Origin of the sequence: Pseudomonas schmalbachii (assembly GCF_017589465.1) — a bacterium.
Classification (GTDB): domain Bacteria; phylum Pseudomonadota; class Gammaproteobacteria; order Pseudomonadales; family Pseudomonadaceae; genus Pseudomonas; species Pseudomonas schmalbachii.
This window is the reverse complement of the sequence record NZ_JAELYA010000005.1, coordinates 75851-91875: the sequence shown is the minus strand read 5'-3', so window position 1 is coordinate 91875 and position 16025 is coordinate 75851. Positions and strand designations below refer to the sequence as shown.

The 16025-nt window shown below is 57.4% G+C and carries 15 protein-coding genes and 1 pseudogene; 11 read left to right on the top strand and 5 right to left on the bottom strand.

The genetic code is table 11. The features are described from left to right. The first annotated feature begins 245 nt into the window (after nucleotides 1–245). From JFY56_RS13970 to JFY56_RS13945, 6 genes are all read left to right on the top strand, one after another. Nucleotides 246–1469 carry an RHS repeat-associated core domain-containing protein gene (locus JFY56_RS13970; RefSeq protein ID WP_208314391.1) on the top strand — a complete coding sequence of 408 codons (1224 nt, stop codon included), beginning with the start codon at nucleotides 246–248 and terminating at the stop codon, nucleotides 1467–1469. Nucleotides 1470–2223: 754 nt separating this feature from the next. Beyond that, complete coding sequence (locus JFY56_RS13965) at nucleotides 2224–2676, top strand: hypothetical protein (protein ID WP_208314388.1); 453 nt, start codon at nucleotides 2224–2226, stop codon at nucleotides 2674–2676. 642 nt (nucleotides 2677–3318) lie between these two features. Further along, entirely contained in the window at nucleotides 3319–3867 is a 549-nt protein-coding gene (locus JFY56_RS13960; protein ID WP_208314386.1) for an Imm57 family immunity protein, read from the top strand. A 273-nt stretch (nucleotides 3868–4140) separates the two neighbouring features. Then, nucleotides 4141–4482 (top strand): zinc ribbon domain-containing protein, encoded by a 342-nt coding sequence (locus JFY56_RS24730; RefSeq protein WP_208314384.1) that lies wholly within the window; start codon nucleotides 4141–4143, stop codon nucleotides 4480–4482. Nucleotides 4483–4565: 83 nt separating this feature from the next. Further along, complete coding sequence (locus JFY56_RS13950; RefSeq protein ID WP_208314382.1) at nucleotides 4566–5222, top strand: hypothetical protein; 657 nt, start codon at nucleotides 4566–4568, stop codon at nucleotides 5220–5222. A gap of 154 nt (nucleotides 5223–5376) precedes the next feature. After that, nucleotides 5377–5769, top strand: coding sequence for a VOC family protein (locus tag JFY56_RS13945; protein ID WP_208314380.1), 393 nt, complete (start codon nucleotides 5377–5379; stop codon nucleotides 5767–5769). A gap of 87 nt (nucleotides 5770–5856) precedes the next feature. Here the strand turns inward: JFY56_RS13945 and JFY56_RS13940 are convergent, their stop codons facing one another. Further along, nucleotides 5857–8925: an efflux RND transporter permease subunit gene (locus JFY56_RS13940; protein WP_208314378.1), complete on the bottom strand. Its 3069-nt coding sequence runs from the start codon at nucleotides 8923–8925 to the stop codon at nucleotides 5857–5859. Nucleotides 8926–8931: 6 nt separating this feature from the next. Further along, nucleotides 8932–10035, bottom strand: coding sequence for an efflux RND transporter periplasmic adaptor subunit (locus JFY56_RS13935; RefSeq protein ID WP_208314376.1), 1104 nt, complete (start codon nucleotides 10033–10035; stop codon nucleotides 8932–8934). A 97-nt stretch (nucleotides 10036–10132) separates the two neighbouring features. Between JFY56_RS13935 and JFY56_RS13930 the strand changes: the two genes are divergently transcribed. Continuing rightward, nucleotides 10133–10765 carry a TetR/AcrR family transcriptional regulator gene (locus JFY56_RS13930; protein WP_208314374.1) on the top strand — a complete coding sequence of 211 codons (633 nt, stop codon included), beginning with the start codon at nucleotides 10133–10135 and terminating at the stop codon, nucleotides 10763–10765. Nucleotides 10766–10832: 67 nt separating this feature from the next. On the opposite strand, the gene JFY56_RS13925 is transcribed toward JFY56_RS13930, so the two are convergent. Further along, complete coding sequence (locus JFY56_RS13925; protein WP_208314373.1) at nucleotides 10833–11315, bottom strand: phosphate-starvation-inducible protein PsiE; 483 nt, start codon at nucleotides 11313–11315, stop codon at nucleotides 10833–10835. Between the two features lie 159 nt (nucleotides 11316–11474). Here JFY56_RS13925 and JFY56_RS13920 point away from each other — a divergent pair, with 159 nt between their 5' ends. The 3 genes from JFY56_RS13920 (at nucleotide 11475) to JFY56_RS13910 (ending at nucleotide 13057) form a co-directional block, all read left to right on the top strand. Beyond that, entirely contained in the window at nucleotides 11475–11762 is a 288-nt protein-coding gene (locus JFY56_RS13920; RefSeq protein WP_236032693.1) for a DUF3509 domain-containing protein, read from the top strand. 450 nt (nucleotides 11763–12212) lie between these two features. Next, nucleotides 12213–12476 carry a YebG family protein gene (locus JFY56_RS13915; RefSeq protein WP_208314370.1) on the top strand — a complete coding sequence of 88 codons (264 nt, stop codon included), beginning with the start codon at nucleotides 12213–12215 and terminating at the stop codon, nucleotides 12474–12476. 335 nt (nucleotides 12477–12811) lie between these two features. Beyond that, nucleotides 12812–13057: a hypothetical protein gene (locus tag JFY56_RS13910; RefSeq protein WP_208314367.1), complete on the top strand. Its 246-nt coding sequence runs from the start codon at nucleotides 12812–12814 to the stop codon at nucleotides 13055–13057. A 209-nt stretch (nucleotides 13058–13266) separates the two neighbouring features. Here the strand turns inward: JFY56_RS13910 and JFY56_RS24815 are convergent, their stop codons facing one another. Both JFY56_RS24815 and JFY56_RS24810 read right to left on the bottom strand, forming a co-directional pair. After that, nucleotides 13267–13974 carry a methyl-accepting chemotaxis protein gene (locus JFY56_RS24815; protein WP_456239177.1) on the bottom strand — a complete coding sequence of 236 codons (708 nt, stop codon included), beginning with the start codon at nucleotides 13972–13974 and terminating at the stop codon, nucleotides 13267–13269. Nucleotides 13975–14130: 156 nt separating this feature from the next. Continuing rightward, nucleotides 14131–14880: pseudogene (locus tag JFY56_RS24810) on the bottom strand (HAMP domain-containing protein); the annotation flags it as partial. 266 nt (nucleotides 14881–15146) lie between these two features. On the opposite strand from JFY56_RS24810, the gene JFY56_RS13900 reads away from it, so the two are divergent. Further along, nucleotides 15147–15776: a hypothetical protein gene (locus JFY56_RS13900; protein WP_208314364.1), complete on the top strand. Its 630-nt coding sequence runs from the start codon at nucleotides 15147–15149 to the stop codon at nucleotides 15774–15776. Nucleotides 15777–16025 lie beyond the last annotated feature (249 nt).

Sequence of the window (16025 nt, the reverse complement as noted above, 5' to 3'; positions counted from 1 at the left end):
TGGGCTGAGCTTGCGAAGCCCAACATTGCCTACCCGATCCACATCTATTCCCCCTGCAGGCTCCCGAAAGGCTTGCCCCAGCGTCCGAAGCTGATAGCCGCCGCGCAAAGGGGTTAGCAAGAACGTTCCTACGAAAAATCCGCGTAATCCGTAGAAACCTCCCAAGGTGCACGCCTACCACTGCGCAACCTCGCCCTTCCCCCTAAAGTCCGCCGCTCTACAACGGATGTTTCAGGGCGACAGGCATGTTCCAACCGGCTAACCAGGCACAGTTCCACCTGCTGATCGATGGCACCGCGAGTGCGCTGCAGGTGCTCGGCTTCCAGGGCGAGGAAGCCCTCGACAGTTGCTACCGCTTCGATCACCACGACGGCCATCGCTACCGCTACGACGCTATCGGCAACCTCATCCAGCTCAACCGCCCGGACGGCACCCAACTCGACCTGCATTACGACGCCGCACAACGCCTGGTGCTGCTGCAGCGCAGCCGGAACGGCCAGCCGCTCCTGGAGGCGAGCTACAGCTATGACGCCCTCTCCCGCCGTATTGGCAAGACGATCCACCATGTCGACGGCAGCGAACAGCACCATCGCTACGGCTGGGATGGCGACCGCCTGCCCCTGAAGGACGATGACCAACGCAAACGTACCCTGGTCTACCTACCCGGCACCTTCGTCCCGCTACTCCGCCTGGAGCAGGCCACCAATAGCGACGAAGCGCCGGAGCTGCTGGCAGTCAAACGCCTGTTGCTCGGCCAGGGCCTCGCCCTGCCGGAAACGTTGAAGAGTGGCGAAGCGACGCTCGCCATCTTCCACACCGACCACCTAGGCACCCCATTGCGCCTCACCGATAGCAATGGCCACACCCTCTGGAGCGCCGAACCCGACGATTGGGCCGCCGTGTGCAATGAACAAGGCACAACCGACCAGCCCCTGCGCTTCCAGGGGCAGTATCACGATGAGAAAAGTGGGCTTTGTTACAACCAGCATCGTTATTACTTTCCGGAGTTTGGACGATATATCAGTCAGAACCCCATAAAGATAAGCGGTGGAACCAATACCTATGCCTATGTAAATAGTTCGCTTCTAGAAAATATTGATCATTTAGGCCTCAGACCTGGATGGACTCCAAAAATCAAGCCAGGAAAAGAAATAAACCCGAAACCCCAGACCTTTCTAAAGAAGAATACGATACTCGAAGACACCAGGACGCTGATTGACAATATTCTTAACTCATTTCAACCAGACTTAACCTACTGTTCAAGAATGGTTTGCGGCGCTCCGGGTGCGCCTCATTACGAAATCAATTTTGGACCGCACGACAACTGGGCTATTCAATGCACTAATTGGGGGAAAAACACCGATAAAATGGGGGATATGATTCAAGAAAAATGTTCTCTTGTTGAATCTGCCGGACCTTATGACCTCCCAGATAATTGCGAATGTTATGAAACCCAACTGAGACCGTAAAATGCATTTCATCTCAAGATTCCTGATAACAAGCACCATTACAGTTGGAATGACCTTCTTAGCGTCGCATCTGATCGCAATCCCGTTCTCATTATTAATAGCCGCACTCAAAATAAATGACTCATACATCCTCAGGAGAACAATTGAATTAACTATTTTATTAGGAATATTAACAATATTTACACGAATACTAAGCGAGAAAGGGTTAGTCACCGTAACAAAAGCATCAAAAATTGCATCAATGGTGCTTGCAGCACTATTCTATGGACATAACTTCATAAAGACATACCACTTCAACCACCAAATCTCATTCCCTATAGGTAAGTGGGAAATTTTCTTATCGGTGTCAATTTTAAACTTTCTATCCGCAATAGTCATATGCATCTATAGCAACAAGATAATAACTCTATTTTCCAAGATTATCCCTGCAAAGTTCAAGTCGACCGTAGCATACCTCAGATACTATGGGAGATAAGGCAATGCTTAATAATCCAAGAGAAACATGCAGACTTCATACAGCATCGTCTAATCGATCCCGAAGCCTGTCGTATTTAATAGCACAACTGTGAAAGCCAAATTCTTACTTGGACTTTATTTCCTCTTAGGTATTTGCTTGCCATCCGAGGCCGCAAAGATAGCACCGACTGCAATTGAAACACAGCAAGCACAATTACACCCGCAAGCTCATACTTAAAAAGCAACACACATACGACTCCAGAACAAAAAACCAGCCAAAGTCCTGAAATGATGAACAATGAAATTAAGCAGAAACTCATATAAACCAGCACTTGTACTCCTCCTGCTCATTTCAAGCTGTTCGCGAATCCCGAATACTGTAGAAGCAGAGGCTGCAATAATAGAGTTCCACACCCGCTTAAACTCAGAGGAATTTATAGCCATCTATGAAAGTTCAGCAAAAGCAACAAGGACAAACACAAAAAGAACCGATGTAGAGAATTTATTAAAATCCATAAGGACAAATTTGGGAAAAGTAATAAATAGCAGAAAAGAGAAAACAATACTCTCTCACTCCATGGACTCGCCAAGCAAAACCACCCTTATCTACAAGACAGAATTTGAACATGGCTCCGGCTACGAGAAGTTTGAAGTAATCAATGAAGATGGAAGACCCGCTATATTTTTCTATTTTTTGGAGTCAGCCGATCTAATGAGAAAGCTCACTAGCCAAGAACAACCGAAACGCTAGTGAAACAAACGATTTATTTAGTTTTGAAACGTGAGAAAGGGCGCGAATGCACTCTAAGGATGGTCTGAAACAATCATGTAGCTTTTGGGGAAAGGGGACATGGAGAAAAAGGGGATAGTTTTATTTTCTACACTTTAAATTTTTAGCAAGGATACTCAGGTGCTGGCTTCAAGGAGGAAATTCTCATGCCCAGGATCTATTCGCATCATATCGCGCAGCGTGATCCCACTATTAGGTTGTGTTCGCCGAACAAGGCGATTTTCAAACACGGACTATCCATGGTCGAGTTACGCAATGCGAGTTGGTACATCTTCTGGGGAAAACTGGCTTGCCCCGACCCGAGTTTCGAAGCGCTGAGTTCTACATAAGAAATGCGCCGCTGTGGTTACGTCGAGTTCGTGAAACATGCGATCCCTCCTGAAGAGCTAGTTCTCGTGAGGCGGTTCAGTGCAGCCAATTGACAAGTAATGGGCTCCTTGGATGAGATTGAACGAGTTACAGGAGTTCGAATCTAGAGAAGGGGTTAGGGTCGACCGAAACTAGGTCAGCAAAAATAAATCTTTCTCTTTTTCCGGTACAGCTATTGACATTCAAAAATTAAACAATCGAAGCCAAGCAGGGAAACACCCTAATAGTTAAACCATGAAAATAAAATCTCTTTTTGGCATATATCTTCTTATAGGAATTTGTCTTTCGTCTGAGGCAGCAAAATCCACAACATCTACAGTCGAAGCGCAACAAGCATACTTTGTGACACAAGTTATTATGATCGAATTTGTACATAGCCTAAGCCTGAGGGTTCGACAGGAGCGCGAGAAGTGTTTATTTGGTTGTAGAGGAGGGCAGTCAGCACTTGAAATCTCAATCGACTCCCTGGGTGTAAATAGAAGTGACGCCGCGACCAGTGCGCTAATTGATTTATTATCACTGCACCTAGATGCTGGCGGTGCAGAAGATCGGGATTGTCAACTGTTGGCTCGAGGAAAAACCATCATTCAAGACTTGAAGAAAATGGATGTGGAGAATTCGATTATTCGTTGCCGAGACTCTTTTACTGAACTGAGAAAGCGAGAGCTTTTGTATGTATCAGACGTGAGCGTTAACAAAGTATGCCACTCCGAAAACGAAATTCGCACTTCGCGAGATGAGTTACTGCAGGCCATAGAAGAGGGCATGATGTGCGAGCAATAGCTTGTTTGGCCCTCTCAGTTACGCTTCCAGTTGTACTCTATCTAGCAACCCGATCCATAGATAGCTGGAACAAAGGGTACACATGGAAAGAAATGGACTGTCAGCAGGATGGCCACACATCTTTCGCCGACTTTCTAGCGGCCAGCGATATCGAAAAACGAACCATAAGCGAGGAGGATAAAATTTGCACAGAGTACTTTTCATACAAGGACGGATTGTCAGTGAAAGTCATATATCCACAGACAGCAACAAAAATTTCAGGTAGATGAATACATGACCGCGTACAGATGGACCTGTCTAGCCTGTGATGAACCAAATGATGCCGACTCCAGCTCCTGCATCAAATGTGGATGCCCGAGCAATGCGAGCGCGGTAGAAGTAGAAGCGCATCGCCACAAGATGCTTACCGTACAAGGAAAGGAATACCGGTGCCAGAAATGCAATCATGACAAATACCAGGTAGGTGAAACACGCAACGCCGGTGGACTCATGTCCAGTGTCTTCGAAATTGAAACAGAGAAATTTTCTTTTATAGCCTGCGCCCGTTGTGGCTATACGGAATTTTACCGAGGCGAGAAAAGCATGCTTCGAAATCTGTTTGACCTATATTTTTAATTTCCCATTACTCGCCACGGAAGGTTCCGCTAGCCATCCGACACGTCGGATGGCTAGGAACACGAGAAAAAGGACTATCGGTAATGCTCAAGATCCGAATCAGACTTTTGATAATTCTGACACTCATTGCAACGCAGACAACCGCAGAAGAATTGCATTGCAAAGGAGTATGGAGTTCAACAGAAACCGCGTTATACCGCCAAGATGGAACAAGCAGAACTATACATAGCAAAGACAATAGCATTTCAATAGAGCCTAGCCAGAACGGTATAGCCATATCACAAAGCAATGGAGATAGCAGCACAACTCCAATTACATACAGTCCACCTTTAGCCCAAACGATATGGAACAATGCAGGCAATGGCTTCGCAATAAACTCCAGTGAGGGAGGTCTGGTCGGCACGTGGAGCACAGAAATCTATGTAAAATACGCGAAAGGAAAACTAATAAATTTATCCATCAACGATGTGATCCAACCTTATCTGAATTCATTCCAGAAATGCGATCCTCCTGAACTGGCGAATTATGCGGCAATCGGATGGTCAGCCGATGATCGTGTGGTTCTACTCATAATAGAGTCCCCACCACACTCTTCCTGTAGAAATATGGGCGAAATTATGGGAGTAGCACTGGATACCAGTGCAAATCAGGTGATCCAAATTCTTCCACAACAAAAACTAAAAAAGAAATGGCGAGAAAAACTGGGCCAAAGAATCAACGAAGATTGTCAAAAGAAATAACCTTCCAAGAGGCGACACAGCGAGCCAGATAGAGCTTCCGTTGCAGGAACGCCACGCGAGTTTGACTATCTTTTCAATTACTTGGCATACGCCGGGAAACCCATCTCTCTATGCAGTGCCAAACTGGATATGCTGCCATTTGCGGAGCATAGCCATGACCATCCACCTCGACCACCTGATCATCCCGTCCCACGACCGCAAGGTGGCGGCCGAACGGCTGGCCTCGATCCTCGGCGTCCCTTGGGCCGAGTCCGGCATAGGCCCTTTCAGCCCCGTCTATGTCAGCGACAGCCTGACCATCGATTTCGATCAGGCCGACGGCCCCTTCCCTGTCATGCACTATTGCTTCCGGGTCAGCGAAGATGAGTTCGACGGTATCCTGCAGCGCCTCCAGGCCCACGGCATCCCTTATCGAAGCGCCCCGCACGGGCCGATGGACATGCAGATCAATACCCAGCATGGCGGACGAATCGTTTATTGGAACGAGCCGGATGGGCACATCTGGGAAATCCTGACAGTCAGCTACGCTCGGCAGGCGCCCCCATAAGTTGGGTAGGGACGCGCAGACCGGCGGCTATCCGGTCTGCCGAATGTTGGGCTTCGCAAGCTCAGCCCAACCTACATCCATGCCACCTCAGGCCTCTTTCTTCACCCTGAACCATGCCGCATACAGCGCCGGCAGGAACATCAGCGTGAGCACCGTGGCGACGATCAGGCCGCCCATGATCGCCACCGCCATCGGTCCGAAGAACACGCTGCGCGATAGCGGGATCATCGCCAGCACCGCGGCCAGCGCGGTCAGCACGATGGGGCGGAAGCGCCGTACGGTGGCCTCGATGATGGCGTGCCAGCGGTCCAGGCCGTGGGCGATGTCCTGCTCGATCTGGTCCACCAGGATCACCGAGTTGCGCATGATCATCCCGGCCAGGGCGATGGTGCCGAGCATGGCGACGAAGCCGAAGGGTTTCTGGAAGATCAGCAGGAACAGCGTCACGCCGATCAGCCCCAGCGGCGCGGTGAGGAACACCATCGCCACCCGCGAGAAGCTGCGCAGTTGCAGCATCAGCAGGGTCAGCACGACCACGATGAACAACGGGATGCCGGCGTTCACCGAGTTCTGTCCCTTGGCCGAGTCTTCCACCGTGCCGCCTATCTGCAGCAGATAGCCGGAGGGCAGTTCGCTGCGGATCGGGTCGAGGGTCGGGGAGATCTGCTTGACCACGGTGGCCGGCAGGGTCTCGTCGTAGATATCCGCGCGCACGATCACCGTCGGCAGGCGGTTGCGCCGCCAGATGATGCCTTCCTCGAAGCCGTATTCCAGCGTCGCCACCTGCGACAGCGCCACGCTGCGGCCGTTCTTGGTCGGCACTGCCAGGGTCGGCAGTTGCGACAGGTCATGCCGCTCGCTCGCGCTGGCGCGCAGGAGGATTTCGATCAGCTCGTTGTCCTCGCGGTAGTAGCTGACGGTGGCGCCGGTCAGGCTGCCACGGAGGAACTGCGCGATATCCGCGGTGCTGACGCCGAGCGCGCGGGCGCGGTCCTGGTCGATGTCGAGGAAGATCGCCTTGCTCGGTTCCTCCCAGTCGAGATGCACGTTCACCACGTGGGGGTTCTCGCGCATCTTCTCGGCGACCCGGCGCGCCAGGGCGCGGACTTCCATGATGTGCTCACCGGAGACGCGGAACTGCACCGGATAGCCCACCGGCGGGCCGTTCTCCAGGCGGGTGACACGGGTGCGCACGGCCGGGAAGTCCTCGGCCAGGCGTTCGATCAGCCACTTGCGCACTTCCTCGCGGGTCTTCAGGTCCTTCGCCAGCACCACGAACTGGGCGAAGCTGGCGGCCGGCAGTTGCTGATCCAGCGGCAGGTAGAAGCGCGGCGAACCGGTGCCGACGTAGGCCACGTAGTTGTCGATGCCCGGATGCCCGGCAAGCAGCTTCTCCAGGCGCTGGGCCTGCTCGGTGGTGGCCTTCAGCGAATCGCCCTCGGCCAGCTTGAGGTCGACCAGCAGTTCCAGGCGCGCCGACGGCGGGAAGAACTGCTGCGGCACCATGCGGAACAGCAGCACCGAGCCGACGAACGCCAGCAGGGTCAGGGTGATCACCGTCTTGCGGTAGCGCACGCACCACTCCACCAGACGCCGGAAGCGCTGGTAGAACGGCGTCGAATAGGGATCGTGGCCCTTGTCGCTGCCGCCGTGCTTCTCCGCATGGCGCTTGGCCAGGTCCGGCAGCAGCTTGTCGCCGAGATAGGGCACGAAGACCACGGCGGCGATCCACGACACCACCAGGGCGATGGTCACCACCTGGAACAGCGAGCGGGTGTATTCGCCGGTTCCGGACTGCGCGGTGGCGATCGGCAGGAAGCCGGCGGCCGTCACCAGCGTGCCGGTGAGCATGGGGAACGCCGTGCTGGTCCAGGCGAAACTGGCGGCCTTGAGGCGGTCGTAGCCCTGCTCCATCTTCACCGCCATCATCTCCACCGCGATGATCGCGTCGTCCACCAGCAGGCCCAGCGCCAGCACCAGGGCGCCAAGGGAAATCTTGTGCAGGCCGATGCCGAAGTAGTACATGCAGGTGAAGGTCATCGCCAGCACCAGCGGGATCGACAGCGCCACCACCAGGCCGGTGCGCAGGCCGAGGGAGAAGAAGCTGACCAGCAGCACGATGATCAGCGCCTCGGCCAGCACCCGGACGAAATCGCCCACGCTTTCACGCACGGCGGCAGGCTGGTCGGACACCTTGCGCAGCTCCATGCCGGCCGGCAGGGTCTCCTGCAGGCGCCGGAACTCGCTGTCCAGCGCCTCGCCGAGAACGAGAATGTCGCCGCCCGACTTCATCGCCACGGCGATACCGATGGCGTCCTCGCTCATGAAACGCATGCGCGGCGCCGGCGGGTCGTTGAAGCCACGGTGCACGTCGGCCACGTCGCCGATGCGGAAGGTGCGGTCGCCGACGCGGATGGGGAACCGGCGGATGTCGTCGACGGTGTCGAATCGACCGGAAACCCGCAGCTGCACACGGTCGCTGTCGGTCTCGAAGAAGCCGGTGGCGGTGACCGCATTCTGCTCCTCCAGCGCCTGCTGCACCGCGGCCAGCGGCACGCCGAGGGTGGCCAGCTTGGTATTGGACAGGTCGATCCAGATCTTCTCGTCCTGCAGGCCGAGCAGCTCGACCTTGCCGACGTCCTTGATGCGCTGCAACTGCAGTTGCAGGCGGTCGGCGTAGTCCTTCAGCACCGCGTAGTCGAAACCCTTGCCGGTCAGCGCATAGATGTTGCCGAAGGTGGTGCCGAACTCGTCGTTGAAGAACGGCCCTACCACGCCCTGCGGCAGGGTGAAGCGGATATCGCCGATCTTCTTGCGGATCTGGTACCAGAGCTCGGGAACGTCCTTTGAACGCAAGTCTTCGCGGGCGACGAAGATCACCTGCGACTCGCCCGGCCGCGAGAAGGACTGGATGCGGTCGAAGTCGCCGGTCTCCATCAGCTTCTTCTCGATGCGCTCGGTGACCTGGCGGGAGACTTCCTCGGCGGTGGCGCCCGGCCAGATGGTGCGGATCACCATGGCCTTGAAGGTGAACGGCGGGTCTTCGCTCTGCCCCAGCTTGCTATAGGAAAGCGTGCCGACGATGCCCAGCAGGAGCATGAAGTAGAGGACGATCTGACGGTTCTTCAGTGCCCAGGCGGAAAGGTTGAATTGCATCGGGCGTCACTCCTTCGCCACCAGCTTCACCGACCGGTTTTCCCGGTCGACCGGCCGTACCTCCTGACCTTCACGCAGCACCTGCACGCCTGCCGCCACCACCCACTCGTCCGCGGCCAGACCTTCCAGTACCGGCACGCGATCCTCGGCGTACGGCCCGACGCGCACCGGGCGGCGCTTCAGGGTGGAGGTGGCCGGATCGACCACCCAGACGTACGCCTTGCCGCCCTCGGCGGTGAGCGCACTGAGCGGCACGGACAGCGGCACCACGCCGTTGGCCTGGATATACACGCGGGCGCTCTGGCCCAGTTCGGCCGGCACCTTGGCGTCGTCGAAGGCGACCCGCGCGGCGAAGGTGCGCGACTGCGGGTCGGCCGCCGGCGCCAGTTCGCGGATATGCCCGCTGAAGCGCCTGCCCTGCTGCGACCAGAGTTCGACGCTGACCTTCTCGCCAATGCGGAAGCGCTCGATGGCATGTTCGGGGAAGCTGATGGAAACCTCGCGATCGCCATCGGCGGCGATGGTGAATACCGTCTGTCCGGCGGCGACCACCTGCCCCACTTCGACGCGGCGGGCGGAAATCACCCCGTCCTGTGGTGCGCGCAGCACGGCATAGCCGGTCTGGTTGCGCGCCACGTCATATTCGGCGCGAACCTGCTTCATCCGCGCCTCGCCGGCACGGTAGATGTTCTCGACATTGTCGAACTGCGAGCGGCTGACCAGCCCGCGATCCAGCAGGGTGCGGTAGCGGGTGTATTCGGAGCGCACGGTCTGCAGGTTGGCCTCGGCCGCAGCGACCTGGGCGCGGATGGCTTCCAGTTGCAGGCGCACATCCTGCGGGTCGAGCTCGGCCAGCGGCTGGTCCTTCTTCACCCGTTCGCCCATCTCGACCAGGCGCTTGCTGACCTTGCCGCCGATGCGGAAAGCCAGTTCCGGTTCATGGCGGGCACGCACCTCGCCAGGATAGGCCTCGGTGATATCCCCCGCAGGAACGGGCTGCACGACCATGGCCGGACGAGCGGTCGGCTTGGCCTGCTCGCCGTTGCCGCAGGCTGTCAGGGATAGGATGAAGGCAAGAGGGAGAGCGACCGGCAGGACATGGCGGAACATGATGATGACCTTTCGCAAAAGCGAGTTGGAATTTTTATACTCCTCGGTATAGTAAAAATACAGTACTCACCAGTCCAGTATTTGAATTGTAAAAATTATGTCCCAACCGATCAGTTCGAACGGCCCGGGCCGCCCCAAGGACCCGGCCAAGCGCCAGGCCATCCTCGAGGCGGCCAAGGTGCTGTTCGTCAGCAAGGGCTACGACGGCAGCAGCATGGAAGCCATCGCCGCCGAGGCTGGAGTGTCTAAGCTCACGGTCTATAGCCATTTCACCGACAAGGAAACGCTGTTCCGCGAGGCCGTACAGGCCAAGTGCGCCGAGCAGATGCCCGAGCTGTTCGCCGAACAGCCGGCGGACGCGCCGCTGGAAAGCCTGCTGCTCAACCTGGCGCGCGGCTTCAACCGGCTGATCAACAGTCCGGAAGCCATCGCCCTGAGCCGGCTGATGGTCGCCCAGGGTGGGCAGAATCCACAGCTGTCGAAACTGTTCTTCGATGCCGGCCCGCAACGGGTGCTGGACCAGATGGAACGACTGTTCATCCAGGCGCAGCGCAACGGCACCCTGCAATTCGACAATGCCCGCCATGCCGCCGAGCATTTCCTCATGCTGGTGCAGGGTTGCGTGCATTTCCGCCTGCTGATCGGCTGCGTCGAGCGGCCCAGCGCGGAGGAAAGCGAGCAGCATGTGCGGGAAGTGGTGACGTTGTTCCTGCGCGCATACCGGCCATAGCACGGCCGGTACGGCAGTGGGCCCGGGCAGGGGCGGTCGACGCGGCCTCTGCCTCAGGCCATGGCGATCAGCGTTCGTCCTCGCCGATCAGGTCGCGCTCGCCGGAACCGGCCTTCGCACCGGTCGGCGATGGGAAGCGCGACGAGGCGTAGCGCACCACCAGGATCGCCACGGCGAGCAGCAGCAGCGCCACCGAGACCAGGATGATGCCGTCGTCCGGCACGTGGTTGTGCTGGATGTCGGCGATCATCAGGCGAGTCAGCGCGGTCATCGCCACATAGATCAGGAAGCGCACCGGCATGTGGTTGGTCTTGAAGTAGATGCCGACCATCGCGCCCAGTTCGAGGTAGATGAACAGCAGCAGGATGTCGTCGATCTTCGCGTGCCCCTGGGAAATCATGCCGACGAACGCGGCCACCGCCGACCAGAACACCGTCGCGCCGATGGCGAACAGGGCCAGGTAGTGGAAGCCCTCCACCAGCAGGTTGCCCAGCGACTCCGCGCATCCATGCATCTGCTGGCGCAGGCGTTCGGCCCAATTCAGTTTCATTCGTCGGTTCTCCTTGTGTTGCACGATAGTTGGCACGAAGCGAGCAAGTTACACGCCATTGATTTCAGGCAGTAACGACTTCCAGCGGCTGCGGCAATATGCCCCGAATTTTTTTGCCGGCCTCGGGTCCATGAAGAGGCAGCCATCAATCAGGCAGGTATGAAAATGGAAAGTCCGTTCCAGGTCCTCACCAAGGCGTTCCAGCCTCAGTATCGAGTCAACTTCAGCCTCGAACGGCTGGATGGCAGCATCGTCCTGACCCTTTCCACCGATGCCGGCGTCGCCGCCAAGCGCCTGATCCGCAACGGCCAGCTGCAGGACCCGGAACAACTGCAGCGCTTCATCCAGAGCATCCGCTTCGGCATCGCCATCGAACAGGACGACAGCGCCCCGAAACTGCTGGCCGACATGACCCGTGGCCGCACCGGCCTGCGCAAGGCCTCCTGACCTTCCCTCCTCTTTCGACAGCCCCCGGGGCCGTGGCCGGGCGGTTCCCGCGCACCGTCGTGCAGCAGCCTGCCCCGAAGCGGAGCGAACGCCATGATGGCCAGCATGCTGGCACGGGGCTTTTCAGTTCGTCTCCGATCCCGTATGCTTTTACTGTATAAACAAACAGTGTCCTCCTACTCAACCTGATGAGAAGGCATACGAGGTAGTGCCAACTTGAGCTCGCAAAAATCTCTGCCGCTCAATCTCTTGCCTATAAAGCCAAGGAGTTCCGAACGAGCAAGGCATCTCCGGAGATGCTGGAAAACCGTGGGATACCTGGTTGCCAGGGAACTCAGGGTGCCCGGCCAGGCAATTGCACTTCCATCGCCCTTGGGCCCTGGGTTGACCTTCATGGCGGCGAGTGCGGCAGGCGCATCATCCAACATCATTTCTATAACGAGAAAAACGATGGCTATCGAAATCTTGTATCGCAGTACTCGGGACTTGGAGACAATTTTTGTGGACCGCAAACTCGCTGATGCTCATGACCAGATGCTTGAGCTTGCTGAGGCACTGACAGACACGCTCTTGAAGAATGTACCGGAGCTGTCCGAGAAGGTTGCGGAAGATGCCAGCATATTCATGGCGAAGAATCGCTCCATATTTGCAGCGGCATTCAAGAACAACCCGGCAGTTCTATCCGAACTTGCAAAAGAGCCTGCAGACTCTTGACCAAACCCGTAGGCGACCCCGATTCGGGAGAAGTCTCGTCGACCGACCAATGAAGTCGCCCAGGCCAGGAACTGTAAAAAGCCCTGCCGTAGCCATCACATTCGGCAGGGCACTCCTGGCAGGCAACCGGCCAACCCTGGCGTATCCCCTGCATCTCTGCGCGTCAGACCCGACATCGCCGTTTGCAACGCGGTGACATCGGGTACTTCTTCGCCCAGCCCGACCTTTACCTAATTACGAAAAAGAAACTTCCCACGAAACACAGGGAGCATTCCCACACTATTTCATCAGGTTTCTTCATAAGCTGCGGACTCCCCCTACTTTAGGAGTTTGAGATGCAGACCGATGCACTTCAGCAGCGGATCGACGCTCTGGCCGGCGCGATCAAAGAACGACTGGTAGCCACCCTGAACCTGAAGATCGATTCCATATCCAGATCCCCTCATGCCCTTGAACTGCACTGCAGCATTACCGAAGAGCTGATCAATCTGGGGATCAATTCGAAAGTACTACCCGAGGCAGAAGCCCAGACCTTCCTGGATCGACTGGAAGCTGCGCGAATCCTGTCCGAAGCCAGTTGAATGACCTCTCCCCCATGACGGCCAGCGCCCGACGCTGCGCCGTCTGTCTTGCCGCCTCGCCGGCATCCTGACCGACATCCGGGACAGGAATCCTCAAGGAAACGGTGCCACATCCGTTCGGTTTCACCGGCAAGCGGCGAGGCGCTGTGGGGGCGACTTCACTCGCGAACGAAATCGCCGCCACAACAGGACACAAGTCATCAACTCCGTCAGGACACCTTGAAGTAGCTCATCTGGTTGTTCAGCTCGACGGCTAGGCGGGCTACCTCGCCGCTGGCGATGGACGTCTGCCCAGACGCTGCCGAAGTCTGGGAGGAAATGCAGCTGATGGATGACAGATTGCTATCGATCTCCTGAGCCGTGGCGGTCTGCTGTTCGGTAGCGGTGGCAATCATGGCATTCATGTCGTTGATCTCGCCGATATTGGCTTCGATCTGTTCGATGCAGGCCCTGGCCTCGCCGACGCGGACAAGCGATTCGCGCGAGAACATGGCACTGCGGTTCATGACCTCGATCGCCTGTTCGGAATAGCTCTGGATCTCCCCGACCATGCGCTGGATTTCCTCGGTGGACTGCCCGGTACGATGGGCGAGCGCGCGCACCTCGTCGGCAACCACAGCGAATCCCCTGCCCTGCTCCCCGGCCCGAGCGGCCTCGATGGCGGCATTGAGCGCCAGGAGGTTGGTCTGGCCGGCGATGTCGCGAATGACATCGAGCACCGCGATGATCTGCAGCGAGCCTTTCGCGAGACTATCCACCGCGCCGGCAGCACCCTCGATTTCCCGATTGAGCTGCTCCAGCGAATCCGACGTCTCGGCCACCTTCGTTCGACCTTGCTGGCTGCTCTCGGCCGCAAGCGCGGCGGCCTGGGACGCCTGGTTGGCGTTCATCGCGACACTCTCCGAGGTGCTGGCCATTTCCGTGACCGCCACGGCCGCCTGCTCCGTCGACTCGCACTGCAGCCGGACATTCCGCGCCGTTTCGTCCACCACGTGTGTGGTCTCTTCCGCCGCGGCTGCCAACTGATCGCTGGCACTGGCGATGGTGCGAACGGTATCCGACATTCGCCCGGCTATTTCATCCAGCGCATTGCCGATGGTGCCCATTTCGTCCTTGCGCCGCAGGTCCAGCCGCACGGTCAGATCGCCCCCCGCGATGCGTCGCGCGGCAGCGGTAATTCGCGAGGTGGAACGGCTGAAGTCCAGCGCCAGCAGCAGCGTCAACGTCCCGCCCAGCAAGACGCTGATGCTAACCATGGCAAAGAGGGTGTTGCGCCAGAACTCATAGTCCTTGTCGGTCTCGTCGGCCACATTCTCAATCTGCGCCTGGACCTGGTCGGCAACCTTGCCCAACAGTGCCTGCAACTGCTCGTATGCCTCACGATTGGCGGTATTGGAAATCGGTCGAGCGTGGTCCAGCGAACCCTGCTGCACCAATTGGATGATCTGGCTCTGGCCATCGAGTAGCTGCTTGAACTGCCGATCGACCTCCGTCATCACGGATTGCCCGTCAAGCATCTTCAACAATGCGATCAGATCCGCCCGGGCCACATCTTGCGCCTTGAGCAGCGCAGCGGTTCGGCCATGTAGCACCTCTTCGCTGTTAGCCAGCATCAGCGTCTTTTCCAGGATGATCAGATGCGAAATGTTCCCCAGCGTCGTCTTGACCTGTAGCGCTTCCCGCGCAGCTCCCCTGACCGCGCCATTGAGGCTTTCGTTCAAGGAATGCATCCCCAGGGTGCCGCACAAGGCGTTGACCAGGATGAGCAACAGCAGGAGCGACGTGGCGAAGACGATCTTCAGTTTCAGCGAATGGTTGAACATGGCGTGACTCCTATTCAGGACTTGAGTCCCCACCTGTCGGCCCACTCGACAAGGCCTGAAGAGCCTCGAAGCACCCTGAGCACAAAAGAGAAACGCCCTACGCGGTATCTGGAAACTGCCTACAAAAAATCGCGAAACGTTCGCCCGCCCTCCCCTCTGTACCGCTCATCCGGGATTTTCTCTAACGGCAATTTAGGCATTTTTTTATGCTTAAATTGCTTTTCAGGGGGAAATCCTGGGGGCAACCACTACGAGAGGGTTCCAACATGATCATCCGCACTCTGGCCCTGCTGCTGATAGCACTCTGCGCTCAACCCGCCGTCAGCCAGACGGCATACGCCGCCACCCCCGAGGCGCAAGGCGCCGCACTGACCACCCGCCTCGCCCTGCGCGACCTGTGGGTGGAGCACATCTTCTGGGTACGCAACTACGCCGTGGCCAACCAGTTGGGAGACAAGGCGCAGGCCGATACTGCCGCCAGGGAAGTGGTCGCCAACGCCACCAGCATCGCCAACAGCCTGGCCCCGCTATATGGCCAGCCGGCGGCCGACCAGTTGCTCAAGCTGCTCGCCGGTCACTGGGGAGCGATCAAGGCCTACAGCGACGCCGCGGTAGCGAAGAACGATGCGAAGAAGAAAGCCGCGACCAATGACCTGGTGAGCAACGCCAAGGAAATCGCCAGCTTCCTCTCGGGCGCCAATCCCTACCTGCCGAACGACACCCTGGTGAACCTGCTCACCGCCCACGGCGGGCACCACGTGAGCCAGATCGACCAGCTTGCGGCCAAGGACTACGCTGGCGAAGCGAAAACCTGGCATGCCATGCGCGAACACATCCTGATGATCGCCGACGCGCTGGCCGGAGCGCTAGTCAAGCAGTTTCCGGACAAGTTCTGAGCCTTCGCTCAGTATCTGCCGGAGATGCGATACCGTTGTCCTGTAGGAGCGCGCCATGCGCGCGACAAGGTCTATCGCGGGCATGGCCCGCTCCTACGGGTTGCAACGCCCACCGTAGGTTGGCGCTGAGCAACGCGAAGCCCAACATCGCCATCGTTGGGCTTCACTGCGTTCAGCACCAACCTACGCGGCTTCTGGCCCAGCCACCCAGCCATATAGTTACGTAGGGTGCAAGACAGTTGCACCTAC

Excerpts from the sequence above, each read along its gene's own strand:
- JFY56_RS13970 (WP_208314391.1), top strand. The coding sequence starts at position 246 with ATGTTCCAACCGGCTAACCAGGCACAGTTCCACCTGCTGATCGATGGC.
- JFY56_RS13965 (WP_208314388.1), top strand. The coding sequence starts at position 2,224 with ATGAAATTAAGCAGAAACTCATATAAACCAGCACTTGTACTCCTCCTG.
- JFY56_RS13960 (WP_208314386.1), top strand. The coding sequence starts at position 3,319 with ATGAAAATAAAATCTCTTTTTGGCATATATCTTCTTATAGGAATTTGT.
- JFY56_RS24730 (WP_208314384.1), top strand. The coding sequence starts at position 4,141 with ATGACCGCGTACAGATGGACCTGTCTAGCCTGTGATGAACCAAATGAT.
- JFY56_RS13950 (WP_208314382.1), top strand. The coding sequence starts at position 4,566 with ATGCTCAAGATCCGAATCAGACTTTTGATAATTCTGACACTCATTGCA.
- JFY56_RS13945 (WP_208314380.1), top strand. The coding sequence starts at position 5,377 with ATGACCATCCACCTCGACCACCTGATCATCCCGTCCCACGACCGCAAG.
- JFY56_RS13940 (WP_208314378.1), bottom strand. The coding sequence starts at position 8,925 with ATGCAATTCAACCTTTCCGCCTGGGCACTGAAGAACCGTCAGATCGTC.
- JFY56_RS13935 (WP_208314376.1), bottom strand. The coding sequence starts at position 10,035 with ATGTTCCGCCATGTCCTGCCGGTCGCTCTCCCTCTTGCCTTCATCCTA.
- JFY56_RS13930 (WP_208314374.1), top strand. The coding sequence starts at position 10,133 with ATGTCCCAACCGATCAGTTCGAACGGCCCGGGCCGCCCCAAGGACCCG.
- JFY56_RS13925 (WP_208314373.1), bottom strand. The coding sequence starts at position 11,315 with ATGAAACTGAATTGGGCCGAACGCCTGCGCCAGCAGATGCATGGATGC.
- JFY56_RS13920 (WP_236032693.1), top strand. The coding sequence starts at position 11,475 with ATGAAAATGGAAAGTCCGTTCCAGGTCCTCACCAAGGCGTTCCAGCCT.
- JFY56_RS13915 (WP_208314370.1), top strand. The coding sequence starts at position 12,213 with ATGGCTATCGAAATCTTGTATCGCAGTACTCGGGACTTGGAGACAATT.
- JFY56_RS13910 (WP_208314367.1), top strand. The coding sequence starts at position 12,812 with ATGCAGACCGATGCACTTCAGCAGCGGATCGACGCTCTGGCCGGCGCG.
- JFY56_RS24815 (WP_456239177.1), bottom strand. The coding sequence starts at position 13,974 with ATGGCCAGCACCTCGGAGAGTGTCGCGATGAACGCCAACCAGGCGTCC.
- JFY56_RS13900 (WP_208314364.1), top strand. The coding sequence starts at position 15,147 with ATGATCATCCGCACTCTGGCCCTGCTGCTGATAGCACTCTGCGCTCAA.